This window comes from Klebsiella sp. HMSC16C06 (assembly GCF_001808325.1).
Taxonomy (GTDB): Bacteria; Pseudomonadota; Gammaproteobacteria; order Enterobacterales; family Enterobacteriaceae; genus Klebsiella; species Klebsiella variicola.
Genome location: NZ_KV792988.1, coordinates 88,450 through 110,199 on the forward strand (window position 1 = coordinate 88,450; position 21,750 = coordinate 110,199).

The 21,750-nt window shown below is 58.7% G+C and carries 24 protein-coding genes; 16 read left to right on the top strand and 8 right to left on the bottom strand.

Annotated features, from left to right (window positions below):
* The first annotated feature begins 75 nt into the window (after positions 1–75).
* The 4 genes from tauA to tauD are packed head-to-tail and all read left to right on the top strand — an operon-like array spanning position 76 to position 3,489.
* Positions 76–1,038, top strand: a complete 963-nt coding sequence (tauA, locus tag HMPREF3142_RS05115; protein WP_008805331.1) for a taurine ABC transporter substrate-binding protein — start codon at positions 76–78, stop codon at positions 1,036–1,038.
* 11 nt (positions 1,039–1,049) lie between these two features.
* Complete coding sequence (tauB, locus tag HMPREF3142_RS05120; protein WP_004893960.1) at positions 1,050–1,817, top strand: taurine ABC transporter ATP-binding subunit; 768 nt, start codon at positions 1,050–1,052, stop codon at positions 1,815–1,817.
* The gene (tauC, locus tag HMPREF3142_RS05125) at positions 1,814–2,641 is read left to right on the top strand and encodes a taurine ABC transporter permease TauC (RefSeq protein ID WP_008805332.1); all 828 of its coding nucleotides are present in this window, start codon (positions 1,814–1,816) and stop codon (positions 2,639–2,641) included. Before tauB ends, tauC begins: the two co-directional genes overlap by 4 nt.
* Positions 2,638–3,489, top strand: coding sequence for a taurine dioxygenase (tauD, locus tag HMPREF3142_RS05130; RefSeq protein WP_004144604.1), 852 nt, complete (start codon positions 2,638–2,640; stop codon positions 3,487–3,489). Before tauC ends, tauD begins: the two co-directional genes overlap by 4 nt.
* Before the next feature lie 174 nt (positions 3,490–3,663).
* Here the strand turns inward: tauD and HMPREF3142_RS05135 are convergent, their stop codons facing one another.
* The 4 genes from HMPREF3142_RS05135 to ampH all read right to left on the bottom strand — a co-directional run bounded on the left by HMPREF3142_RS05135 (position 3,664) and on the right by ampH (position 8,550).
* Entirely contained in the window at positions 3,664–5,382 is a 1,719-nt protein-coding gene (locus tag HMPREF3142_RS05135) for a bifunctional ornithine lipid synthase OlsF (RefSeq protein WP_012542727.1), read from the bottom strand.
* 180 nt (positions 5,383–5,562) lie between these two features.
* Positions 5,563–6,054: an REP-associated tyrosine transposase gene (locus tag HMPREF3142_RS27425; RefSeq protein WP_004178721.1), complete on the bottom strand. Its 492-nt coding sequence runs from the start codon at positions 6,052–6,054 to the stop codon at positions 5,563–5,565.
* Positions 6,055–6,309: 255 nt separating this feature from the next.
* Positions 6,310–7,284 (bottom strand): porphobilinogen synthase, encoded by a 975-nt coding sequence (hemB, locus tag HMPREF3142_RS05140; protein WP_002890201.1) that lies wholly within the window; start codon positions 7,282–7,284, stop codon positions 6,310–6,312.
* 105 nt (positions 7,285–7,389) lie between these two features.
* Entirely contained in the window at positions 7,390–8,550 is a 1,161-nt protein-coding gene (gene ampH, locus HMPREF3142_RS05145; protein WP_064166477.1) for a D-alanyl-D-alanine-carboxypeptidase/endopeptidase AmpH, read from the bottom strand.
* A 219-nt stretch (positions 8,551–8,769) separates the two neighbouring features.
* Between ampH and HMPREF3142_RS05150 the strand changes: the two genes are divergently transcribed.
* From HMPREF3142_RS05150 to HMPREF3142_RS05160, 3 genes are all read left to right on the top strand, one after another.
* Positions 8,770–9,282: an isochorismatase family protein gene (locus HMPREF3142_RS05150; RefSeq protein WP_162493340.1), complete on the top strand. Its 513-nt coding sequence runs from the start codon at positions 8,770–8,772 to the stop codon at positions 9,280–9,282.
* A gap of 117 nt (positions 9,283–9,399) precedes the next feature.
* A complete protein-coding gene (gene sbmA, locus HMPREF3142_RS05155; protein ID WP_008805336.1) occupies positions 9,400–10,620 on the top strand; it encodes a peptide antibiotic transporter SbmA in 1,221 nt (406 codons plus the stop codon).
* An 18-nt stretch (positions 10,621–10,638) separates the two neighbouring features.
* Positions 10,639–11,745 carry a DUF1615 domain-containing protein gene (locus HMPREF3142_RS05160; RefSeq protein ID WP_012968854.1) on the top strand — a complete coding sequence of 369 codons (1,107 nt, stop codon included), beginning with the start codon at positions 10,639–10,641 and terminating at the stop codon, positions 11,743–11,745.
* Here HMPREF3142_RS05160 and HMPREF3142_RS05165 read toward each other — a convergent pair.
* On the bottom strand, positions 11,742–12,044 hold the full coding sequence (locus HMPREF3142_RS05165) for a YaiY family protein (protein ID WP_012542723.1): 303 nt from the start codon (positions 12,042–12,044) through the stop codon (positions 11,742–11,744). The two genes, HMPREF3142_RS05160 and HMPREF3142_RS05165, sit on opposite strands and share 4 nt — an antisense overlap.
* Positions 12,045–12,297: 253 nt before the next feature.
* Here HMPREF3142_RS05165 and HMPREF3142_RS05170 point away from each other — a divergent pair, with 253 nt between their 5' ends.
* Positions 12,298–12,501, top strand: coding sequence for a DUF2754 family protein (locus HMPREF3142_RS05170; RefSeq protein WP_012968852.1), 204 nt, complete (start codon positions 12,298–12,300; stop codon positions 12,499–12,501).
* 31 nt (positions 12,502–12,532) lie between these two features.
* Here HMPREF3142_RS05170 and ddlA read toward each other — a convergent pair whose 3' ends face one another.
* The gene (ddlA, locus tag HMPREF3142_RS05175) at positions 12,533–13,630 is read right to left on the bottom strand and encodes a D-alanine--D-alanine ligase (RefSeq protein ID WP_012542722.1); all 1,098 of its coding nucleotides are present in this window, start codon (positions 13,628–13,630) and stop codon (positions 12,533–12,535) included.
* A gap of 99 nt (positions 13,631–13,729) precedes the next feature.
* Between ddlA and HMPREF3142_RS05180 the strand changes: the two genes are divergently transcribed.
* The 5 genes from HMPREF3142_RS05180 to HMPREF3142_RS05200 all read left to right on the top strand — a co-directional run bounded on the left by HMPREF3142_RS05180 (position 13,730) and on the right by HMPREF3142_RS05200 (position 18,273).
* The gene (locus HMPREF3142_RS05180) at positions 13,730–14,413 is read left to right on the top strand and encodes an extensin-like domain-containing protein (protein ID WP_023297115.1); all 684 of its coding nucleotides are present in this window, start codon (positions 13,730–13,732) and stop codon (positions 14,411–14,413) included.
* Positions 14,414–14,582: 169 nt separating this feature from the next.
* Positions 14,583–15,782: a multidrug efflux MFS transporter gene (locus HMPREF3142_RS05185; protein WP_070611721.1), complete on the top strand. Its 1,200-nt coding sequence runs from the start codon at positions 14,583–14,585 to the stop codon at positions 15,780–15,782.
* 300 nt (positions 15,783–16,082) lie between these two features.
* Positions 16,083–16,343 carry an anti-adapter protein IraP gene (iraP, locus tag HMPREF3142_RS05190; protein ID WP_008805343.1) on the top strand — a complete coding sequence of 87 codons (261 nt, stop codon included), beginning with the start codon at positions 16,083–16,085 and terminating at the stop codon, positions 16,341–16,343.
* Positions 16,344–16,433: 90 nt separating this feature from the next.
* Positions 16,434–17,864, top strand: a complete 1,431-nt coding sequence (phoA, locus tag HMPREF3142_RS05195; protein ID WP_165454063.1) for an alkaline phosphatase — start codon at positions 16,434–16,436, stop codon at positions 17,862–17,864.
* Positions 17,865–17,955: 91 nt separating this feature from the next.
* Positions 17,956–18,273 (top strand): PsiF family protein, encoded by a 318-nt coding sequence (locus HMPREF3142_RS05200; RefSeq protein WP_008805345.1) that lies wholly within the window; start codon positions 17,956–17,958, stop codon positions 18,271–18,273.
* A gap of 70 nt (positions 18,274–18,343) precedes the next feature.
* On the opposite strand, the gene proC is transcribed toward HMPREF3142_RS05200, so the two are convergent.
* Entirely contained in the window at positions 18,344–19,153 is an 810-nt protein-coding gene (gene proC, locus HMPREF3142_RS05205; protein ID WP_008805346.1) for a pyrroline-5-carboxylate reductase, read from the bottom strand.
* 115 nt (positions 19,154–19,268) lie between these two features.
* Here proC and HMPREF3142_RS05210 point away from each other — a divergent pair, with 115 nt between their 5' ends.
* Complete coding sequence (locus HMPREF3142_RS05210) at positions 19,269–19,727, top strand: YaiI/YqxD family protein (protein WP_008805347.1); 459 nt, start codon at positions 19,269–19,271, stop codon at positions 19,725–19,727.
* On the opposite strand, the gene HMPREF3142_RS05215 is transcribed toward HMPREF3142_RS05210, so the two are convergent.
* Complete coding sequence (locus HMPREF3142_RS05215) at positions 19,724–20,419, bottom strand: DUF2076 domain-containing protein (protein ID WP_070611723.1); 696 nt, start codon at positions 20,417–20,419, stop codon at positions 19,724–19,726. The two genes, HMPREF3142_RS05210 and HMPREF3142_RS05215, sit on opposite strands and share 4 nt — an antisense overlap.
* Positions 20,420–20,746: 327 nt before the next feature.
* Between HMPREF3142_RS05215 and aroL the strand changes: the two genes are divergently transcribed.
* Positions 20,747–21,280 (top strand): shikimate kinase AroL, encoded by a 534-nt coding sequence (aroL, locus tag HMPREF3142_RS05220; protein ID WP_008805349.1) that lies wholly within the window; start codon positions 20,747–20,749, stop codon positions 21,278–21,280.
* Between the two features lie 71 nt (positions 21,281–21,351).
* On the top strand, positions 21,352–21,543 hold the full coding sequence (locus tag HMPREF3142_RS05225; protein WP_008805350.1) for a YaiA family protein: 192 nt from the start codon (positions 21,352–21,354) through the stop codon (positions 21,541–21,543).
* Positions 21,544–21,750: the final 207 nt, after the last annotated feature.

Below are 21,750 nucleotides of genomic sequence, written 5' to 3' on the forward strand. Positions count from 1 at the left end.
GAATTTTTAATTACTTCATCTCCCTCCTGATGCCGGAAATACTGCACCTATAACAACTCAGGGGAAGCAGACATTATGGCATTCACATCGCGAATTACTCTTCTGGCGGCGCTGGCTGTCGCCGCCTTCCAGGCGCAGGCGGTCAACGTGACCGTGGCGTATCAAACCTCCGCTGAGCCGGCGAAAGTCGCCCAGGCGGACAATACCTTCGCCAAAACCAGCGGCGCGACCGTCGACTGGCGGAAATTCGACAGCGGCGCCAGCGTGGTGCGTGCCCTGGCCTCCGGCGATGTGCAGATCGGCAATATCGGCTCCAGCCCGCTGGCGGTGGCCGCCAGTCAGCAGGTGCCGATTGAAGTGTTCCTGCTCGCTTCAAAGCTCGGCAACTCCGAAGCGCTGGTGGTGAAAAAAAGCATTACCAAACCGGAAGATCTGATCGGCAAGCGCATCGCCGTGCCGTTTATCTCCACCACCCACTACAGCCTGTTGTCGGCGCTCAAACACTGGGGCATCAAGCCGGGCCAGGTGCAGATTATTAACCTGCAGCCGCCGGCGATTATCGCCGCCTGGCAGCGCGGGGATATCGATGGCGCTTACGTCTGGGCGCCAGCGGTTAACGAACTGGAAAAAGAGGGCAAGGTGCTGACCGATTCGGCGCAGGTTGGGGAGTGGGGCGCGCCGACCCTCGATGTTTGGGTGGTCCGTAAGGACTTCGCCGAGCAGCATCCGGAGATCGTCAAAGCCTTTGCTAAAAGCGCCATCGACGCCCAGCAGCCCTACATCGCCAACCCGGAAACATGGCTGAAACAGCCGGACAACATCAGCAAGCTGGCGCGCCTGAGCGGCGTGCCGGAAGCTGATGTCCCCGGGCTGGTGAAGGGGAACACCTACCTGACCGCCGCTGAGCAGGCGCAGGCGCTGAATGGTCCGGTCAATCAGGCCATCGTCGATACCGCGCGCTTCCTGAAAGAGCAGGGCAAAGTGCCCGCGGCGGGAACCGATTATCGTCAGTACGTCACTGACCGTTTCGTGAAGTAAAGGAGGCGGCGATGCTGCAAATCTCGCATCTTTCCGCCGACTACGGCGGTAAACCGGCGCTGGCGGATATCAACCTGACGCTGGAGAGTGGGGAGCTGTTGGTGGTGCTGGGGCCTTCGGGCTGCGGTAAAACTACCCTGCTGAACCTGATTGCCGGATTCGTGCCCTATCAGCACGGCAGCATCACCCTCGAAGGTCAGCGGGTGACCGGGCCGGGCGCAGAGCGCGGCGTGGTCTTCCAGAACGAAGGCCTGCTGCCGTGGCGCAATGTGCAGGATAACGTGGCGCTGGGCCTCCAGCTGGCGGGCGTGGATAAAGCGCAGCGCCGGCAAGCGGCGGCGCAGATGCTGAAGAAGGTGGGTCTCGAAGGGGCGGAAAAACGCTTTATCTGGCAGCTGTCCGGCGGTCAACGCCAGCGGGTGGGCATCGCCCGGGCGCTGGCGGCGAATCCGCAGCTGTTGCTGCTGGATGAGCCCTTCGGCGCGCTTGACGCCTTTACCCGCGAGCAGATGCAGACATTGCTGCTGAAACTGTGGCATGAGACCGGCAAACAGGTGCTGCTGATCACTCATGACATTGAAGAGGCCATCTTTATGGCCACCGAGCTGGTGCTGCTGTCGCCGGGGCCGGGACGGGTGGTGGAGCGGCTGCGGCTTGATTTTAGCCGTCGCTTTGTCGCGGGCGAATCCTGCCGCAGCATCAAATCCGACCCGCGGTTTATTGAACAGCGGGAATACATTCTGAGCCGGGTGTTTGACCAACGGGAGGCTTTCTCATGAGCGTGGTACTGAACGACAAACCGCGTCAGACGACGCTGAAGTGGCGCTGGCCGCTCTCCCGTCAGCTCACCCTCAGCGTGGCGACTCTGGCGGTATTGCTGGCCGTCTGGTGGGCGGTCGCGGCGCTGCAGCTGATTAGCCCGCTGTTTCTGCCGCCGCCGGGTCAGGTACTGCAAAAGCTTATCACCATCGCCGGGCCGCAGGGTTTTATGGATGCGACGCTCTGGCAGCATCTGGCGGCGAGCCTGACGCGGATCGTCATCGCCTTGCTGGCGGCAGTGCTTATTGGCGTACCGGTGGGGATCGCCATGGGGCTCAACTCGACGGTGCGTGGGATCCTCGATCCGCTGATCGAACTCTATCGTCCGGTGCCGCCGCTGGCCTACCTACCGCTGATGGTGATCTGGTTTGGCATCGGTGAAACCTCGAAGATCCTGCTGATCTACCTGGCGATTTTCGCGCCGGTAGCCATGTCGGCGCTGGCAGGGGTAAAAAGCGCGCAGCAGGTGCGCATTCGCGCCGCCCGTTCGCTGGGCGCCAGCCGGGCGCAGGTGCTGTGGCTGGTGATCCTGCCCGGCGCGCTGCCGGAGATCCTCACCGGGCTGCGCATTGGTCTCGGGGTGGGCTGGTCAACGCTGGTGGCCGCTGAGCTGATCGCTGCCACCCGCGGATTAGGATTTATGGTGCAGTCTGCCGGCGAGTTTCTCGCCACCGATGTGGTGCTGGCGGGGATCGCGGTGATTGCCATTATCGCCTTTTTACTGGAACTGGGTCTGCGCGCGCTGCAGCGTCGCCTGACGCCCTGGCATGGAGAAGTACAATGAGTGAACGTCTGAGCATTACCCCGCTGGGGCCCTATATTGGCGCGCAGGTGACCGGGGCAGATTTAACCCGTCCGCTGAGCGACAACCAGTTTGAACAGCTGTATCACGCGGTGCTGCGTCATCAGGTAGTATTCCTGCGCGAGCAAAATATCACCCCGGCGCAACAGCGCGACCTGGCGCTGCGGTTTGGCGACCTGCATATCCATCCGGTCTACCCTCACGCCCCTGGCGTGGAAGAGATTATCGTCCTCGATACCCACAACGATAATCCGCCGGATAATGACAACTGGCATACCGATGTCACCTTTATCGACACGCCGCCCGCCGGCGCCATTCTGGCGGCGAAAGAGCTGCCGACGACCGGCGGGGACACCCTGTGGACCAGCGGCATTGCCGCCTGGGAAGCGCTGTCAGAACCTTTCCGGCAGCTGCTGAGCGGCCTGCATGCCGAACACGATTTCCGCAAATCGTTCCAGGAGTATAAGTACAACAAGACCGAAGCCGAGCATCGGCGCTGGCAGGAAGCGGTGGCGAAGCATCCGCCGCTGCTGCACCCGGTAGTGCGTACCCACCCGGTGACCGGCAAGCAGGCGCTGTTCGTTAATGAAGGGTTTACCACGCGAATTGTCGAGGTGAGTGAGAAAGAGAGCGCAGCGCTGCTGAACTTCCTGTTTGCTCATGTCACTAAACCGGAGTTTCAGGTGCGCTGGCGCTGGCAGCCGAACGATGTCGCTATCTGGGATAACCGGGTGACCCAGCATTACGCCAACGCCGACTATCTGCCGCAGCGGCGGATCATGCACCGGGCGACGATCCTCGGCGATAAGCCGTATTACCGGGCGGGGTAATGCTTGTAGCCGGTTAAGGCATCAGCCGCGAGCCGCGGAGAAAAGCGGATGCTGCATTGCCCGCTGCTTCCCGGAGGCGGCGCCTGACGCGCCTTTTCCGGGCGACCGATCCGTCGGAAATGGTGTACCGTAGCCCGGCTAAGGCGCAACGCGCCGCAAGCCGGGAAAAAGCGTTTATGCCGATTTTTGCGCACCCAGATGCGCGCCAATATAGCGCTGATAGCGATTGGCCTTCAGGTAGGTGAGATCCACCAGCACCAGACCATCCACGCAGTTATTGAAATCCGGATCGCTGCCGAAATCGATAAACTGCACGCCGCCCGGCTCGCACACTTCCGAGTACTGCTTATACAGCGGCGGGATCGCGCAGCCGAGATTGCCGAGCAGGGACTTCAGCCGGGCCAGGTCGTCGTTGTAATCCTCCCCGCCAAACTGCGCCAGCACGTCGGGCAGCGACGCCGGATAAGGTCGACGCGACTCCGCCAGCGGATGCGTCGCCGGGAACCACAGCCGGTAGAACGCCACCAGCAGATCGCGGGCGGCGGGCGGCAACCCGCCAGAAATCGACACCGGACCAAACAGATAGCGATAGTGCGGATAGCGCGCCAGATAAGCGCCGATGCCTGACCACAGGTAGTCCAGCCCGCGACGCCCCCAGTAGCGCGGCTGGATAAAGCTGCGCCCCAGCTCAATGCCGTGCTGCAGGACATCGTCCATCCGCCCGTCGTAATGGAACAGGCTGTAACTGTAGATCCCTTCCAGGCCGCGCTTTGCCAGCTGGATGGCCGTCGGCATAAAGCGGTAAGCGCCGACGATTTCCAGATCGTCTTCATCCCACAGGATCAGATGCAGATAGTCGTCGTCATACCCGTCGATATCCCGCCGTTTGCCGCTGCCTTCCCCGACCGCGCGGAAGGCGATTTCCCGCAGACGTCCCAGCTCGCGCAGCAGCGGCGCGTCCTCCTGGCCGTTGCGCTGCCAGAGGTAAATCACTTTGCCGTCGGTGGTGCGGCCCAGACACTCGGCCTTATGCAGTTCGCGTTTGAGCAATGCCCGGTCTTCCGGACGGGCGATGGCGCTTTCGGTTTTGAACTGCCCCGGCAGCCCTTTGCGCAGTTGTTCCAGGTGCTGATAGCAGCGGCCGGTAAGCTCGCGAGCGCTGGACTTGGCATCGAACCAGCTCGACCAGGGGATCTGCTGGCCGATGCGCACCGGCAGGCTGCTGTTGCGCCGGCGAAACATCTGCTGCATCAGCAGGAGCAGCGGCAGGTTGTCGGAGACCAGCGTGCTGGCGTAAAACAGGGCGCTGTTGTGGGCGTTAATCCACGCCGGCAGCAGCGGGGCGCGATATTTTGCCGCCAGCTTAATAAAGCCGGAGTGCCATTTTTTATCGCGGATACCGCGACGGGTGAGGCGGGAGACTTCCCCCGCCGGGAAGAAGATCAGCACCCCGCCGGCCTGCAGCTGGTGATCCATCTGCTGCAGCGCCGCTTTAGCGGTGCGGCCATGAATATTATCTACCGGGATAAACAGCGAGCTCAGGGGCTCAAGGTGGGTGAGCATGCGGTTGGTGACCACTTTGACATCGCGGCGCACGCGGGATACCGCATACAGGAGCGCCAGGCCGTCGAGGGTGCCGGTGGGGTGGTTGGCGATAATGACCAGCGGGCCATATTCGGGGATTTGTTCGAGATCGTGCGCCGGGATGGCGCAGCGGATATTGAGGTATTCCAGTACCTGTTCGACCGTATCAAGCCCCTTCAGGTGGCGATGACGATCGGCAAATTGTTGAAACTCTTCCTCATAAAACAGCTTTTTTAACAGTTTCTTTTGCCAGGGGGCGGGCCTCGCCTGAGGCCACAGGTCATCGAGTACGTTGTCGAGACTAAACATAGTGGCTCCTCCTCCGTCCTGCCCAGACAGTAGAAGGTGGAGATGTCGTTCAGATTACAGTTGGGTGAAGTTTCGGTCGCAGCAAGCGAGGTTCCCCGGATAGCGGCGTAAGCGCCTTATCCGGGCTACGGTTGGCGCCGATTTGTAGCCCCGGTAAGCGTCAGCGCCACCGGGGAGAGGCTATCGGCGTTCACCGCAGCTAAGATCAAAGCTATCGCCAGCCCAATTTGGGGGATATAGCCCGCGCTGGACATCGCGATGAAAGGTTGAAAATGGCCAATCGATCACCCGGGTGACCCAGCCATGCTTAAGTGGATTGATATGGATGTAATCAACGTGTCGGCGGTAATCATCTTCATCGCGTATGGCATGCTCCCAGAAGCGCGGTTGCCAGAGGGGTTGTCGTTTTAACGTTCTGCTAAAACAGCCTTTGATATCTCTCCAGCGTGAAGAAAAATCGTCATCATTATGAGGTAGTGTCCAGATGCAATGCAGATGTTCAGGCAACACCACCCAGGCATCAATAATAAAGGGGCGATGTTGTTTAACAACGGCGACAGAGTAGCGCAATAATTCTATGTTTTCAGTTAGGTGCATGCTTCTACGGTCTTTAAGGTTAACAGTGAAGAACCAGGTTCCCCCCTTAATGTAATAACGTCGATAAGCCACCACAGGATCTCCTGGAATTCGGTATTTATGATGTGGTTTAACACGTTAGAAGGCGAAATCCGGTACGCCAAGGAGAAGGCGCAGAAGGTGGAAAGCGGCGCGCAAAGTTTTAGCTACAGATATTGGTTAGCGCTTGTCCCCGGATAGCGGCGCAAGCGCCTTATCCGGGCTACGGTGTGGTGGTCGCGATAAATACAGCGCACCGGGGATGAGGTTTGGTAGCCCCGGTAAGCGAAGCGCCACCGGGGAGGGGCGGGTTTAACGGAGGATTTTTTTCTCGGCCAGATCGAGGGCGAAATAGCTGAAGATCAGGTCGGCGCCTGCGCGTTTGATAGCGCCGAGGCTTTCCAGAACCACTTTCTCTTCATCGATAGCGCCCGCCTGGGCAGCGAATTTGATCATCGCGTACTCCCCGCTGACCTGATAGGCGCCGAGCGGCAGATCGCTGCGTTCGCGGATATCGCGCAGAATATCCAGGTAGGCGCCAGCCGGTTTCACCATCAGGCAGTCGGCGCCCTGGGCTTCATCGAGCAGCGACTCGCGAATGGCTTCCCGGCGGTTCATCGGGCTCATCTGATAGGTTTTCCGATCGCCCTTCAGCGCGGTACCGGCCGCTTCGCGGAACGGGCCGTAGAAGGAGGAAGCGAACTTGGTGGAGTAGGACATAATCGCCGTATTAGTGAAACCGGCGGCATCCAGCGAGCGGCGAATCGCCTGTACCTGTCCGTCCATCGCGGCGGAAGGAGCGATGAAATCCGCCCCGGCGGCGGCGGCGACAACGGCCTGCTTGCCGAGGTTTTCCAGGGTCGCGTCGTTATCCACCCCGTGGTCGCACAGCACGCCACAGTGACCGTGGGAAGTGTATTCGCAGAAGCAGGTATCGGACATGACGATCATCTCCGGCACCGTGGACTTGCAGATCCGCGACATACGCGCCACCAGGCCATTTTCATTCCAGGTATCGCTGCCGGTGGCATCGGTGTGATGAGAAATGCCAAAAGTCATCACCGAGCGAATGCCGGCGTTGGCGATGCGTTCGATTTCACGTGCCAGATATTTTTCCGGAATGCGCATCACGCCGGGCATGGCCTCGATCGCTTTGTAATCATCAATTTCTTCTTCAACAAAGATCGGCAACACCAGGTCGTTCAAACTCAGTGTTGTCTCTTCAAACAGGGCGCGCAGCGCAGCGGATTGACGCAGGCGGCGGGGGCGAGTGATTAAATCTGTCATGGTTTGCCTGATTTTGTGAAATGAAAGACGTTAGTGTAACTGAAATGGCATGGGGATGTTTCGCCAAAACGATCGTTATGTCGTGTCGGCGAAACCCCCGCGAGCTTACTGGCTGGCCGTCTGCATGTTGGGCTGCGCGCCGCTCAGCTCGCTGACCAGGTCGTTGATGCCATCGCTCATATTGTTGAAGCGGGTTAACGGCGAGCGGGTTACCACCACAAAGGCGCCGACGTTAGCCTGCGGATTCATCGCCATATAGGTGATAAACCCGCCGCCACCGCCGGTTTTCTGAATAATCCCCGGATGGCCATTCTTCGGCTTCATATACACCCAGCCAAGTCCCAGCGCGTCGGCGCGGCCCGGCACGTCCATACCAATCACCCGGGTCAGTTGGTTACGCTGATAAATCAGCGTCTGCATCCGATCGGCCTGCTGGCTGCGGGTATAGAAATCGGATGACAGGAACTGCTGCATCCAGCGCATCATATCCCCCGGCGTCGAGTAGACTCCGCCGCTACCGATCGCCGCCAGGGTGTTGTTGCATGGGCTGGCGCCTTTTTCCGGGATCATCAGCCGCTGGCACTGATCCGGTGACGGGGTAAAGGTGGTGTCCTTCATCCCCAGCGGCCGGGTGATCTGTTCTTCAAACAGCTGCGGATAAGGTTTGCCGGCAGCGGTGGAGAGCGCGTCCGCCAGTAAATCAAAGGCCAGGTTGGAGTAGGCTGCCTGTGAGCCCGGCGCGGTCTTCAGGTTCGCGGTAGAGAGCCAGTTCCAGCGCTGCTGGCGGGTCGGCCAGACAAACACCGGACGATGAGCGGCGCCGCCAGGCTGCTCGCGCGGCAGGGCGCTGGTATGGGTTGCGAGGTTAACCAGGGTGATTGGTTTTCCCTGCCAGTCAGGCACCCGGGTACCCGGCGGGGCGTATTTGCTCAGCGGATCGTTGAGTTTCACCACCCCCTGGTCGAGCAGCTTCACCAGCATCTCGCTGGTCATCAGTTTGCTGAGGGAGGCGATACGGATCACCGAGTCGAGCTGCGGGTGCTGATTATTCCCCGGGCGGGTTTCGCCAAAGCTGCGAAAAACACGCTGATTGCCATCGATAACCACCAGCGCCATGCCGGTGGCGCCGCTGCCGTAGTAGATATGATTGGCGTAACGATCGACCACATCCGAGGCGAAAACCGGGTCAACGGTAGGCTGTGCGGCCTGCACCGAGGTCCACGACGCCGCGCACAGCGCAGCAAAAATGAGCAAACTACGTTTCAACGGAGATCATCCATTAAATAAATAAAAAAGAAGAGGGTATTTATACTACGAAGTGGCGCAGAACAAAGTGGGATTCACGACATTCCTGCAGGAAAAAGGTAACGGTGCGTAAAAAAGACTTTTTTACGCTTTCAGATATCGGCTTTTTCCGCTGCCGCGTATGATGACCGTTTGGCTGAAAGTTCGTGGGAGAGAACAATGACGGTTCAACGGGTAGTGATGGTCGTGGATATGCAAAACGGCGTGTTCGCCACGCCGCGTCTGGCGCGCGAGCGCTGCGTCGCGCAAATTAATCGTCTGGTGCGCGCGGCGGACAAGGTTATTTTCATTCAGCATGATGAGGCCGGCGGCCTCGAAGCCGGCAGCGAAGGCTTCGCCCTGCTTCCCGAGCTGGAACAGCCAGCTGGCGCGCTGTATGTCACCAAAACCGCCTGCGACGCCTTCTACCACACCTCGCTGGCGCAGGTGCTGGACGAACACGACATTCAGCAGTTCGTCATCTGCGGCTGCGCCACCGACTACTGCCTCGACACCACCATTAAAAACGGCGCCAGCCGCGGGTACGGTATTGTGATCGCGGAAGATGCCCATACCACCGCCGACCGCCCCGCCGCGCAGGCCGCGACGCTTATCGCCCACTACAATGAGGTGTGGCGTACGCTGACCGTTCCTGGCAATCCTTTACAGGTGAAACCCACAGAAACAATTCTGCACGCCTGGCAGCAGAACTAAGCTGTTGATATCCGGTCTTATCATTCGTCTGCCCCGCGAGAGCGCATCCACGCGGCGGCCGACGTATGCGTCGTACACAGCAATAGCAGAACGATAAGAAGTTAGCAGGAGACAATGATGTTTAAATCTTTTTTCCCCAAACCGGGGCCGTTTTTTATTTCTGCCTTTATCTGGTCGCTGCTGGCCGTGATCTTTTGGCAGGCGGGCGGCGGCGACTGGCTGCTGCGGGTCACCGGAGCATCGCAAAATGTGGCGATCAGCGCGGCGCGCTTCTGGTCGCTCAACTATCTGGTGTTCTACGCTTACTATCTGTTTTGCGTCGGCGTGTTTGCACTCTTCTGGTTTGTCTACTGCCCGCATCGCTGGCAGTACTGGTCGATTCTCGGCACGTCGCTCATCATCTTCGTCACCTGGTTTCTGGTGGAAGTCGGGGTGGCGATCAACGCCTGGTATGCGCCGTTCTACGACCTGATCCAGAGCGCGCTGGCCACCCCGCATAAGGTCAGCATCAACCAGTTTTATCATGAGATCGGCATCTTTCTCGGCATCGCGCTCATCGCGGTGATCATTGGCGTGATGAACAACTTCTTCGTCAGCCACTACGTCTTCCGCTGGCGCACGGCGATGAACGAACACTATATGGCCCACTGGCAGCATCTGCGCCATATCGAAGGCGCCGCGCAGCGTGTGCAGGAAGATACCATGCGCTTTGCCTCCACCCTGGAAGATATGGGGGTAAGCTTTATCAACGCGGTGATGACCTTGATCGCCTTCCTGCCGGTGCTGGTGACGCTCTCCGAACACGTTCCCGACCTGCCTATCGTCGGCCATTTGCCGTATGGTCTGGTGATTGCCGCTATCGTCTGGTCGCTGATGGGGACCGGCCTGCTGGCGGTGGTGGGGATTAAGCTGCCGGGCCTGGAGTTTAAAAACCAGCGCGTGGAAGCCGCCTATCGTAAAGAGCTGGTCTACGGTGAGGACGATGAAACCCGCGCCACGCCGCCGACGGTGCGCGAGCTGTTCAGCGCGGTGCGTCGCAACTATTTCCGTCTCTATTTCCACTATATGTATTTCAATATCGCCCGCATTCTCTACCTGCAGGTGGATAACGTTTTCGGCCTTTTCCTGCTGTTTCCGTCGATCGTTGCCGGTACGATTACCCTCGGGCTGATGACGCAAATTACCAACGTCTTCGGCCAGGTGCGCGGCTCGTTCCAGTACCTGATTAGCTCGTGGACGACGCTGGTGGAACTGATGTCCATCTACAAACGTCTGCGCAGTTTTGAACGCGAGCTGGACGGCAAGCCGCTGCAGGAAGCGATCCCGACATTACGTTAATTAAGACAAGGAAGCATGATGGCCGCACGTTTATCGCGCATTATTCCCGGTTCATTGACGCTGTTGGCGGCCATGGTGCTGAGCGCCTGTACCAGCCAGCAGGCCCCGACGCTGAAAAAGGGCGAGAAGCCCGTTGACGTGGCGTCGGTGGTGCGGCAGAAAATGCCGGCCAGCGTCAAGGATCGGGAGGCCTGGGCGCAAGCCATCGCCACCGCGTTTGACAGCCAGAAGCTGGCGCCGACGGAAGAGAATGTCTGCTCGGTGCTGGCGGTCGCGCAGCAGGAGTCTAACTATCAGTCCGATCCGGTGGTGCCGGGGTTGAATAAAATCGCCTGGCAGGAAATTGACCGCCGGGCGGAAAAAATGCACATTCCGCCGTTTCTGGTCCATACCGCGCTGAAGATCACCTCGCCAAACGGTAAAAGCTATAGCGACCGTCTGGACAATGTGAAGACGGAAAAGCAGCTGAGCGCCATTTTTGATGACTTTATCGGGATGGTGCCGATGGGGCAGAAGCTGTTCGGTTCACTTAACCCGGTGCACACCGGGGGGCCGATGCAGGTCAGCATTGCCTTTGCCGAGCAGCACACCTCCGGCTACCCGTGGAAAATGAACGGGACGGTGCGCCAGGAGGTCTTCAGCCTGCGCGGTGGCCTGTGGTTTGGCACCTATCATCTGTTGAACTACCCGGCCAGCTACAGCGTGCCGCTGTACCGCTTTGCCGACTTCAACGCCGGCTGGTATGCCAGCCGTAACGCCGCCTTCCAGAACGCGGTGGTGAAAGCCAGCGGGGTGAAACTGGCGCTCGACGGCGACCTTATCCGCTACGACAGCGAGGAACCGGGCAGCACCGAGCTGGCGGTGCGTCGTCTGGCGGGCCAGTTGGGAATGAGCGACAGCGAGATCCACAGCCAGTTGAAAAAGGGCGACAGCCTGGCGTTTGAGAAGACCGACCTTTATCAGCAGGTTTTCCGCCTCGCCGAGAAAAGGGCGGGCAAGACTCTGCCGCGGGAGATGTTGCCAGGGATCCAGCTTGAGAGTCCGAAAATTACCCGTAATCTGACGACGGCGTGGTTTGCAAAACGGGTTGATGAGCGGCGGGCAAATTGTATGGCGCGGCGTTAACGGCGCTGACGCCAGCGCACAATGAGCGCCAGCAGCCCGATGAACGAGCAGCCGATCAGGAAAGGGATCAGGCCAAAGAGGGTGCCAACGGCGAGACTGATGTCGACTTGCGGACGGCTGGCGTCCTGCGTTTGCATCAAGCGTTCAAATACCCCCGGAGCGTGGATCAGCATGCTGAGCATCTGCGCGCCGGCCCAGCAGCAGACCAGCACGAACAGGCCGTAGGCGACATGGCTGCCGGTCAACGCCCCTCTTTTTTTATTTCCCAAAAGCGATTTTGAAAAACTGAATTCAGCCATAGGCCCTCCCACCTCTGTACTGCTGGTTTTTTCTCCAGCTCTATGGCAGGTATTCTGGCAGTGAGGGGCCGTTGTCAGTATCAGATTGCTGGTAATTGCCGTCCAGGAATAATCCTGTTTTCGCCGGTGTGTTAACCGCGCCACAGGAATGGAAAAGGGAGAGCGGCGTCGCAATCCAGCAACATTCTCTCCCGCGCTACAGACCGCCGCGGGCGGCTATGCGAAGATGCGTTTTTTTGCTGTTGGAGGTCGCATGAAGCTCACAGATAAAATTCGCCGCGACTGGCACTACTACGCGGTGGCGCTGGGGCTAATTTTTATTCTCAATGGGGTGGTGGGGCTGCTGGGGTTTGAAACACAGGGCTGGCAATCCTACGCCGTCGGTCTGGTGACCTGGGTCATTAGCTTCTGGGCCGCGGGCCTGGTGATCCGCCGCCGCCCGGCAGAAGAGGCCTGAGACCCCTGCTGCCAGGCGCGATAAACGCGTTTTAGTTCATGGAGGTTTTCAGCGCCCGGTCCGCGGCATGGCGCTCCAGCGCCAGCTCAATCAGCCGGGTGATCAGGCTGGTGTAGTCGAGGCCGCTGGCCTGCCACAGCTTCGGATACATGCTGATGTTGGTAAAGCCCGGCAGGGTGTTGATCTCGTTGATCACCACCTCGTTGTCGGCGGTGAGGAACACGTCGACGCGGGCCATGCCGCTGCAGCCCAGGGTCTGGTAGGCCTGCACTGCAATCGCGCGGATCTTGTCGTTGATCTCAGGGGCGATGGCGGCCGGGACCACCACCTGCGCGCCCTGGTCATCGATATATTTGGTGTCGTAGGCGTAAAACTCGCTGTTGAGGACAATCTCACCGCAGGTGCTGGCCTGCGGGTGGTCGTTACCCAGCACCGCACACTCAATTTCCCGCCCTTTAATGCCTTGTTCCACCACGACTTTATGGTCAAATTCAAAGGCCAGGGCCACCGCCTGATGGTACTGCTCTTCGTTTTTAACTTTGCTGACGCCAACCGATGATCCCTGGTTGGCCGGCTTCACGAACAGCGGCAGCCCCAGCTTCGCTTCGACATCGGCAAAGCTGAACTGCGCGCGGTTGGCGCGGGTCAGGGTGATAAACGGGGCGACGGCGAGCCCGGCATCGCGCAGCAGACGTTTGGTCACGTCTTTGTCCATACAGGCCGCGGAACCCAGCACATCGGAACCAACGAAAGGCAGATTCGCCATGCGCAGCATCCCCTGCAGGGAGCCATCCTCGCCCAGCGTGCCGTGGACGATGGGGAAAATCACATCGATAGCCGCCAGCGGCTGGCCGCTGTCGGCGTTAATCAGCTGCTGTGCTTCGCGGCCCGGGATCTGCGCCAGGGTCACCGTGGAAGGACGCAGGGCAATGCGGGCAGGATCCTGAGCATTGAGCAGGTAGTTGCCGGCGTCGTTGATGTGCCATAGCCCCTGTTTATCAATACCCAACAGAACCACATCGAAGCGCGATTTATCAATCGCTTCCACGATATTCTTCGCTGACTGCAGCGACACTTCATGCTCCGCCGACTTGCCGCCAAAAACGATCCCAACCCTCATCTTTGCCATTTCAACTTCCATCCAGATAACATCAAAGGGCATAACATACCATGTGAAACCGCTGCCTGCCTGCCATAATATTTACCTGATCAATTGACGGGAGTGGGCGTGAGAGGAAAGACGCTGCTGGTGCTGGCCGGGCTGCTCGGCGCGGGCCTGTTAGGATACCGCTATCTGCCGCCGCACCTGAATCCGCTGGCGCCGCTGGCGCTTGACGATCCCCCGGGCTGGTTGACGTCATTCAAGCTGCGCAGGCTGACGGCAGACCAGTGCGCCTCCCTGCTGGCGGAAGCCAATCGCCGGCGGCTTATCGCCAGCCAGCCGGTGGCCGACAGCGAGGGAAGCTGCCCGCTGCATAACGTGGTGCGGGTAGCGAATTTTGGCAGCGTGACGCTGAGCAGCAGTTTCCTCGCCAGCTGCCCGCTGGCGCTGAGCAGTGCGCTGTATGTCGAGCAGCAGGCGAAACCGCTGACCCGTCAACTGATGGCGAGCGATCTGCGCCAGATCGATCATCTCGGCAGCTTCGCCTGCCGCAATATCTACCATCGGCAACAGGCGCGGCGCAGTGAACACGCCACGGCGGACGCGCTGGACGTCAGCGGTTTCCGCCTGGCGGACGGCCGACGCGTCAGCGTCCTGCAGGGCTGGCGGAGCGAGACCTCGCATCCCTGGCTGGCGGCGCTGTTGAACAACAGCTGCCACTACTTCGGCAACGCGCTGGGGCCAGAGTACAATGCGGCTCACGCCAATCATTTTCATCTGGGGATGCGCGGACAGGGCTTCTGCTTTTGAGCATAAAGCGCTGTGAGTAGCCTAAATGACCAGAAAATGCTTCGTCAGGTTCTCATCCACACTCATAAAACACCAAACTCACCGCCAGCGCATCTATGGTAGTACACCAGTGGAATGAAATTGCTAAGCTAGGTAATAATTGGCAAATCATTAATGAATACGCGTAGTTATGGAATCCTGGAAGGTTAATCTCATCTCCGTCTGGTTTGGTTGCTTTTTTACCGGCCTGGCGATCAGTCAAATTCTCCCTTTTTTGCCCCTCTACGTCTCCCAGCTGGGCGTTACCTCGCATGAAGCGCTGTCGATGTGGTCGGGGCTGACCTTCAGCGTGACTTTTCTTGTCTCGGCGATCGTCTCGCCGATGTGGGGGAGCCTGGCAGACCGCAAAGGCCGCAAGCTGATGCTGCTGCGTGCCTCGCTGGGGATGGCGATTGCTATTTTGCTGCAGGCCTTCGCCACTAACGTCTGGCAGCTGTTTATCCTGCGGGCGATCATGGGCTTAACCTCCGGTTATATCCCCAACGCCATGGCGCTGGTGGCCTCCCAGGTGCCACGCGAGCGCAGCGGCTGGGCGCTGAGCACGCTATCAACCGCGCAAATCAGCGGCGTGATCGGCGGCCCGCTGCTGGGCGGCTTCCTGGCGGACCACGTCGGGCTGCGGATGGTCTTTTTTATTACGGCAATCCTGCTGACCATCAGTTTTCTGGTGACCCTGTTTCTGATCAAAGAGGGAGGGCGCCCTCAGGTCAGTAAAAGCGAGCGCCTCACCGGAAAACAAGTCCTTGCCTCTTTACCCTATCCGGGGCTGGTGATCAGCCTGTTCTTCACCACCCTGGTGATCCAGTTGTGCAACGGCTCAATTGGCCCGATCCTGGCGCTGTTTATCAAGTCGATGGCGCCGGACAGCAACAATATCGCCTTTCTGGCCGGGATGATCGCCGCGGTGCCTGGCGTGTCGGCGCTGATTTCTGCGCCACGGCTGGGTAAGTTAGGCGATCGCATCGGTACCTCGCGGATCCTGCTCGCGACGCTCTGCTGCGCAGTGGTGATGTTTTTCGCCATGTCTTTTGTCACCACCCCGCTGCAATTGGGTACGCTGCGTTTCCTGCTCGGCTTTGCCGATGGCGCGATGCTCCCGGCGGTGCAGACTTTATTGCTGAAATACAGCAGCGACAGCGTCACCGGACGCATCTTTGGCTATAACCAGTCGTTTATGTATCTGGGCAACGTCGCCGGGCCGCTGATTGGCGCCTCTGTATCGGCGATGGCCGGCTTCCGCTGGGTGTTTATTGCTACCGCCATTATCGTTTTCATTAACCTCTGGCAGCTGGCATGGATGCTGCGCCGCTCCCGCCGGGCTAACGCCTGAACCTCTGCTGACGGTATTTATCGCGATACCGTCAGCGTTATTCACCGTCGGTACATTTACCATTACTTTTTGTTATCGCCATGCCGTGAGCGCTATTCCATTTTATTATTTCCTGCGCCATCTGGTTATAACCATCCCCGACCATGATTAAACAATACTATTTATAGTGGTATTTTGTTGTGGTAAAACGTTTCGCTGTATATTGGGTGTTGCGATGATTCTTATTTTAAGTAATTCTGAGGTCCGTCATCGGGTATGACATCCCAATCAAAAACAGGCCTCGCATAAGGAACTGGTGCTATGAAGAATCTCATTGCTGAGTTACTGGTTAAACTGGCGCAAAAGGAAGAAGAAGCAAAGGAACTGACGGTGCAGGTTGAAGCGCTGGAGATCGTGGTCACCGCATTATTGCGCCATATGGAGCATGATGCCCAGCAGGCATTGATTCAGGATATAGAACAGGCGATTGACCAGGTGACGCCCTGTCCGCCGGTCAACGACCAGGATGCGATGCTGCTGCAGCAATATCTAAAGAAGCTGTTGCGGCATCCTCGTAGCTAGTCTTTGTGACACGACAAGGATGCCGTCATTTTTCTGTCATCTCCCTTTTATAAAGTCTCCCTCGTTTTGTTTTTTTTAAGTATTTTTTACATGGAGATGACAAAAGTGAAATTAAGCGCCCTGTTTATTGCCCTGGTTCCTCTGCTGGGCTCGCCGGTTATTCATGCAGAAACGACTGCTGCGCCGGTTCTGGAAAATCGCGCTGCGCAGGGAGATATCACCACTCCCGGCGGCGCGCGTCGTTTAACCGGCGATCAAACCGAAGCGCTGCGCGCCTCGTTAATCAATAAGCCGGCTAAAAACGTTATTTTGCTGATTGGCGATGGCATGGGTGATTCGGAAATTACCGCTGCGCGAAATTATGCGCAAGGGGCGGGCGGTTTCTTTAAAGGGATTGACGCCTTGCCGTTAACCGGGCAGTACACGCACTATTCGCTGGATAAAAAAACCGGGAAACCGGACTACGTGACCGACTCGGCGGCGTCCGCCACTGCCTGGACCACCGGCGTCAAGACCTATAACGGCGCGCTGGGCGTCGATATTCATGAGAACGCGCATCAGACCCTCCTCGAGCTGGCGAAAGCGGCGGGGCTGGCCACCGGCAACGTTTCCACCGCCGAGCTGCAGGACGCCACCCCCGCAGCGCTGGTGGCGCATGTGACATCGCGTAAATGTTACGGCCCCACGGTCACCAGTGAAAAATGCCCCAGCAATGCGCTGGAGAAAGGGGGCAAAGGCTCCATTACCGAACAGCTGCTGAACGCCCGGCCGGATGTCACCTTAGGCGGCGGGGCGAAGACCTTTGCCGAAACGGCGACGGCGGGCGAGTGGCAGGGCAAAACCCTGCGCCAGCAGGCGGAAGCGCGCGGCTACCAGATTGTGACCGACGCGGCTTCCCTTGCCGCCGCGACTGACGCCAGTCAGGCTAAGCCGCTACTGGGTCTCTTCGCCGATGGCAATATGCCGGTTCGCTGGGAAGGGCCGAAGGCGTCTTATCACGGCAATATCGATAAGGCGCCGGTGACCTGTACGCCAAACCCGAAACGCGACGCCTCGGTGCCGACGCTGGCGCAGATGACGGAGAAAGCGATTGACCTGCTGAGCCGCAACGAGAAAGGTTTCTTCCTGCAGGTGGAAGGCGCTTCCATCGATAAACAGGATCATGCGGCGAATCCGTGTGGCCAGATCGGCGAAACCGTAGACCTCGACGAAGCGGTGCAGAAGGCGCTGGAGTTTGCGCGAAAAGACGGCAATACCCTGGTGATCGTCACCGCCGACCATGCGCACGCCAGCCAGATCATTCCGGCGGACAGCAAAGCCCCGGGACTGACCCAGGCTCTGAATACCCACGATGGCGCAGTGATGGTCATGAGCTACGGCAACTCTGAGGAAGAGTCGATGGAGCATACCGGCACCCAGCTGCGCATTGCGGCCTACGGTCCACACGCGGCTAACGTCGTCGGCCTGACCGACCAGACCGACCTGTTCTCGACCATGAAAGCCGCCCTGAGTCTGAAATAAGTCGCTGCCGGTGGCGAAATTGCGTCACCGGCTGGTTTTTTTTCTATCTGCGTCCAGACTTACAACGATCCACTCACAGAAGGATGGTGCGATGAAAATAACCTTACTAATGACTCTACTGTTTGGCTTGATCTTTATCAGCGCGGTTGGCGCGGCAGAAAAAACGCCCACTCCACAGCAGCAAAAGATGACGGACTGCAATCAGCAAGCGTCAGCCAAAGCGCTGAAAGGAGATGAGCGCAAAACGTTTATGAGCCAGTGCCTGAAAAAAGAGACCACTACGTCGCAAGGAAAAGCGCTCACCCCTCAGCAGCAGAAGATGAGCGACTGCAACAAAGCGGCCTCGGCAAAATCGTTGAAGGGTGATGAACGCAGTACCTTCATGAGTACCTGCCTGAAGAAAGCCTGAAAAAAAGGGAGCGCCTGCGCGCTCCCTTCTTCTTTGAACACTCAGGGCATTGCTGCCTACCCTCTCAGGCTCAGGAGCGGCTCAGTTTCTCTGATTTCTCCATACACTGGGTGATGGCTTCGATCACCGCGGAGCGGAACCCTTTCTCTTCCAGTACGCGGACGGCTTCGATGGTGGTCCCGCCAGGCGAGCAGACCATATCTTTCAGCGCCCCCGGATGCTCGCCGCTCTCCAGCACCATTTTGGCGGAGCCCATTACCGCCTGGGCGGCGAATTTATAGGCCTGGGCGCGCGGCATGCCGCCGAGGACGGCGGCATCGGCCATCGCTTCGATAAACATAAAAACATAGGCCGGCGCCGAACCGCTCACGCCCACCACCGGATGGATCATCGGCTCGGCAATTTGCTCCGCCTGGCCAAAGCAGCGGAAAATGGTCAGCACTTCGGCCACATCTTCGCTGCTCACCAGCGCGTTAGGCGTGACGGAGGTCATACCGGCGTTGACCAGCGACGGCGTATTGGGCATCGCGCGAATAATTTTGCGATCGTGACCGAGGGCGCGCGCCAGTTGCTCAAGCGTGACCCCGGCGGCGATGGAGACCACCAGCGACTCTTTATTCAGGCTTGAGGCGACGTCGCCCAGCACTTTGGTCATGATCCCCGGCTTAACCGCGCCGAAGACGATATCGGCAATCTGCGCCACTTCCTGAGCGCTCCCGGCGGCGTTGATGCCATACTGGTCGCGCAGAGCCGCAACCTTATCCGGCGACGGGGTGTAGACCCAGATTTGTCCCGGCTGTACCTGGCCGCTGGCGATCAGTCCACCCAGAATGGCCTTACCCATATTGCCGCAGCCGATAAAGCCAATTTTCTTATCCATCACCATTCCCCTCTGCTTTTTTCGTTACGATCTGATTAGCTTACCATCCTGCGCTTTCATGGGGGAGAAAAGCAGGTAACATTGGCGTCACTTATTGCAGGTAACAGGAGCTGGCATGGCTATTTGGGTAGATGCGGACGCGTGTCCGAACGTGATTAAAGAGATTTTGTTCCGCGCGGCAGAGCGTACCCAGACCCCGGTGACGCTGGTGGCGAATCAGCCGCTGCGCGTGCCGCCGTCGCGTTTCATCCGCACTCTGCGGGTTGAGCAAGGTTTTGACGTGGCGGATAACGAAATCGTTCGCCAGTGCGCGGCGGGAGATTTAGTCATCACCGCCGACATCCCGCTGGCGGCAGAGGTGCTGGCGAAGGGCGGGGCGGCGCTGAATCCGCGCGGGGAACGTTACAGCGAGGCGACGATCCGCGAGCGCCTGACGATGCGGGATTTTATGGAGACATTGCGGGCCAGCGGCGTTCAGACCGGCGGCCCGGATAGTTTATCGCAGCGCGACCGGCAACAGTTTGCCGCCGAGCTGGAGAAGTGGTTGCTGGCGGTTAAGCGTCAGCAGGGTTAAACCCAGCTATCGTCGTCGCTGCCAATATCATCGTCGCCAAAGCCGGCGTCGAAGTCGTCGTTCCAGGTGTTGTCGGCAAGGAACTGATCGTCTCCCTGGCGGAACGGATCGTCACCCGCGGTGGCGTCCTGCGCGGCGGCATCAGGCTGCGGCTGCTCTTCGATGATATTGACGATCTCCTGCGGGTGCGAGCCGCTGAACATGTTGGTCAGCATATTGCCCAGCACCACGCCGCCCGCTACGCCTGCGGCCGTTTGCAGCGCGCCCGCCATAAAGCCGCCACCGCGTGCGGCTGCCTGCGGGGCATAGTTCTGTTGCTGTTGCGGCGGGGCATACTGCGGCTGGGCGCTGGCCTGCGGGCGACCGTATTGCTCCGCGCCCGGGATGGGGTCAGAGCCGCGTGACGAGCCGCCACCGCCAAACAGGCCGGAGAGGAATCCGCCGCTGCTGGGCTTCGCCGCCTGCAGCTGGCTGACCTGGCTCTCCAGCGCCTGGATGCGATCGTTAAGCTGTTTAATCGCGGCTTCCTGGATAAGAATGGTTTGCGCCATATAGTAGGGGGCCGCCGGCTGCGCGCTCACATGTTGGGCAATCCGCTCCTCGGCGCTGGTATCGCGCGATGCACTGTGCGCCTCAGCCTCTTTTAGCCGGGAAAACAGTCCATCAATAAGGCGTTGTTCTTCAGATTGCATGTTACATTCCTCTGTCACACTGTCGAATAGGCATCAGGGTGCGTCTGAAACACGATGTTGTAAATATGTTGCTTCGTAAAGCTATGCATAAATGTGTTACCGTTTACGCCAGCGTTGGATAAAAAATAACGCCCAGCCGAAAGTAAAGCTGGTTAAACACTTAATGCAATGATAAGTTTACATCAAGAGCCCCTTTTGTCACTGTGGTGATGGGGTGCAAAGAAGTTGTGTAACGTTTTGTTTACGACTACGTTACGGAACAAACAGCGATAATACGTTCTTTCGTTTTCATATTTTACGACAGGCGGAACCAGGGGGTCTTCGGTCATGACACAGCCAATCTTTCTCATCGGGCCACGCGGCTGCGGTAAAACCACCGTCGGTCATGCGCTGGCGCGAGCGCGGCATTTTCAGTTCTCCGATACCGATCATCGGCTGCAGGCCCATGAGCAGCGGACGGTGGCAGAGATCGTGCAGGCAGAAGGGTGGGCGCGTTTTCGCGAACTGGAGACCCTGTCGCTGAAGGCCGTGACTCTGCCGAATACGGTGATCGCCACCGGCGGCGGTATTGTGCTGGCGGAAGGTAATCGCCAGTTTATGCGGGAAAACGGCGTGGTGATCTATCTGCAGGCCTCGGTGTCGGCGCTCATTGATCGTCTGGAGGCCTACCCAAAAGCCGAACAGCGGCCGACGCTTACCGGTAAGCCGGTACGTGAGGAAGTGGGCGAGGTGTTGGCGCAGCGCGAAGCCTTATACCGTGATGCCGCCCATCATATTGTCGATGCCACGGCCTCCCCGGATCGGGTGGTGGAGCAGATTATGACCATGCTGTGCGGCGCGACGGCAACCCCGGTAAGTTAAGAATTTACTTACATTAAGGCGGCGAGGGGCGCCTATACTTGATAGTTCTGATACCAGAAGAAGGAAGAACTATGCCAAACAGGCCCCCATATCCGAGAGAAGCGCGCGTGGTTGCGGTAGAGAAAGGCCCGCAGGGTCAGACCGTCACCTGGTATCAACTCCGCGCGGATTATCCTGAACCCAATTCGCTGATCAGCGAACATCCTACCGAGCAGGAAGCCGTGGATGCCAAGCGGCGCTATGAAGATCCTGATAAGTCGTAACCCCTGAGCCCGGATTGCCGGCCATACTGGCAATATCGGGCGTATCTCACATTTTTTATTTATCAGTCGTACTAATGAATATCTAACACACGGATTTTTCAGGCACGCCGCTGTCGCCCGGCAATCTTTACATTCAACCGCGGCGCGGAACTGCTACGCTTCTCGACGGTTGATTTTTACTCACCGGGGGGGCGGATGCCGTGTGTG

Excerpts from the sequence above, each read along its gene's own strand:
- hemB (WP_002890201.1), bottom strand. The coding sequence starts at position 7,284 with ATGACAGATTTAATCACTCGCCCCCGCCGCCTGCGTCAATCCGCTGCG.
- tauB (WP_004893960.1), top strand. The coding sequence starts at position 1,050 with ATGCTGCAAATCTCGCATCTTTCCGCCGACTACGGCGGTAAACCGGCG.
- HMPREF3142_RS05215 (WP_070611723.1), bottom strand. The coding sequence starts at position 20,419 with ATGCAATCTGAAGAACAACGCCTTATTGATGGACTGTTTTCCCGGCTA.
- HMPREF3142_RS05160 (WP_012968854.1), top strand. The coding sequence starts at position 10,639 with ATGGCCGCACGTTTATCGCGCATTATTCCCGGTTCATTGACGCTGTTG.
- sbmA (WP_008805336.1), top strand. The coding sequence starts at position 9,400 with ATGTTTAAATCTTTTTTCCCCAAACCGGGGCCGTTTTTTATTTCTGCC.
- phoA (WP_165454063.1), top strand. The coding sequence starts at position 16,434 with ATGGAGATGACAAAAGTGAAATTAAGCGCCCTGTTTATTGCCCTGGTT.
- HMPREF3142_RS05225 (WP_008805350.1), top strand. The coding sequence starts at position 21,352 with ATGCCAAACAGGCCCCCATATCCGAGAGAAGCGCGCGTGGTTGCGGTA.
- HMPREF3142_RS05185 (WP_070611721.1), top strand. The coding sequence starts at position 14,583 with ATGGAATCCTGGAAGGTTAATCTCATCTCCGTCTGGTTTGGTTGCTTT.
- HMPREF3142_RS05170 (WP_012968852.1), top strand. The coding sequence starts at position 12,298 with ATGAAGCTCACAGATAAAATTCGCCGCGACTGGCACTACTACGCGGTG.
- HMPREF3142_RS05200 (WP_008805345.1), top strand. The coding sequence starts at position 17,956 with ATGAAAATAACCTTACTAATGACTCTACTGTTTGGCTTGATCTTTATC.
- iraP (WP_008805343.1), top strand. The coding sequence starts at position 16,083 with ATGAAGAATCTCATTGCTGAGTTACTGGTTAAACTGGCGCAAAAGGAA.
- ddlA (WP_012542722.1), bottom strand. The coding sequence starts at position 13,630 with ATGGCAAAGATGAGGGTTGGGATCGTTTTTGGCGGCAAGTCGGCGGAG.
- tauC (WP_008805332.1), top strand. The coding sequence starts at position 1,814 with ATGAGCGTGGTACTGAACGACAAACCGCGTCAGACGACGCTGAAGTGG.
- aroL (WP_008805349.1), top strand. The coding sequence starts at position 20,747 with ATGACACAGCCAATCTTTCTCATCGGGCCACGCGGCTGCGGTAAAACC.
- HMPREF3142_RS05150 (WP_162493340.1), top strand. The coding sequence starts at position 8,770 with ATGGTCGTGGATATGCAAAACGGCGTGTTCGCCACGCCGCGTCTGGCG.
- proC (WP_008805346.1), bottom strand. The coding sequence starts at position 19,153 with ATGGATAAGAAAATTGGCTTTATCGGCTGCGGCAATATGGGTAAGGCC.
- HMPREF3142_RS05135 (WP_012542727.1), bottom strand. The coding sequence starts at position 5,382 with ATGTTTAGTCTCGACAACGTACTCGATGACCTGTGGCCTCAGGCGAGG.
- tauA (WP_008805331.1), top strand. The coding sequence starts at position 76 with ATGGCATTCACATCGCGAATTACTCTTCTGGCGGCGCTGGCTGTCGCC.
- HMPREF3142_RS05210 (WP_008805347.1), top strand. The coding sequence starts at position 19,269 with ATGGCTATTTGGGTAGATGCGGACGCGTGTCCGAACGTGATTAAAGAG.
- tauD (WP_004144604.1), top strand. The coding sequence starts at position 2,638 with ATGAGTGAACGTCTGAGCATTACCCCGCTGGGGCCCTATATTGGCGCG.
- HMPREF3142_RS05165 (WP_012542723.1), bottom strand. The coding sequence starts at position 12,044 with ATGGCTGAATTCAGTTTTTCAAAATCGCTTTTGGGAAATAAAAAAAGA.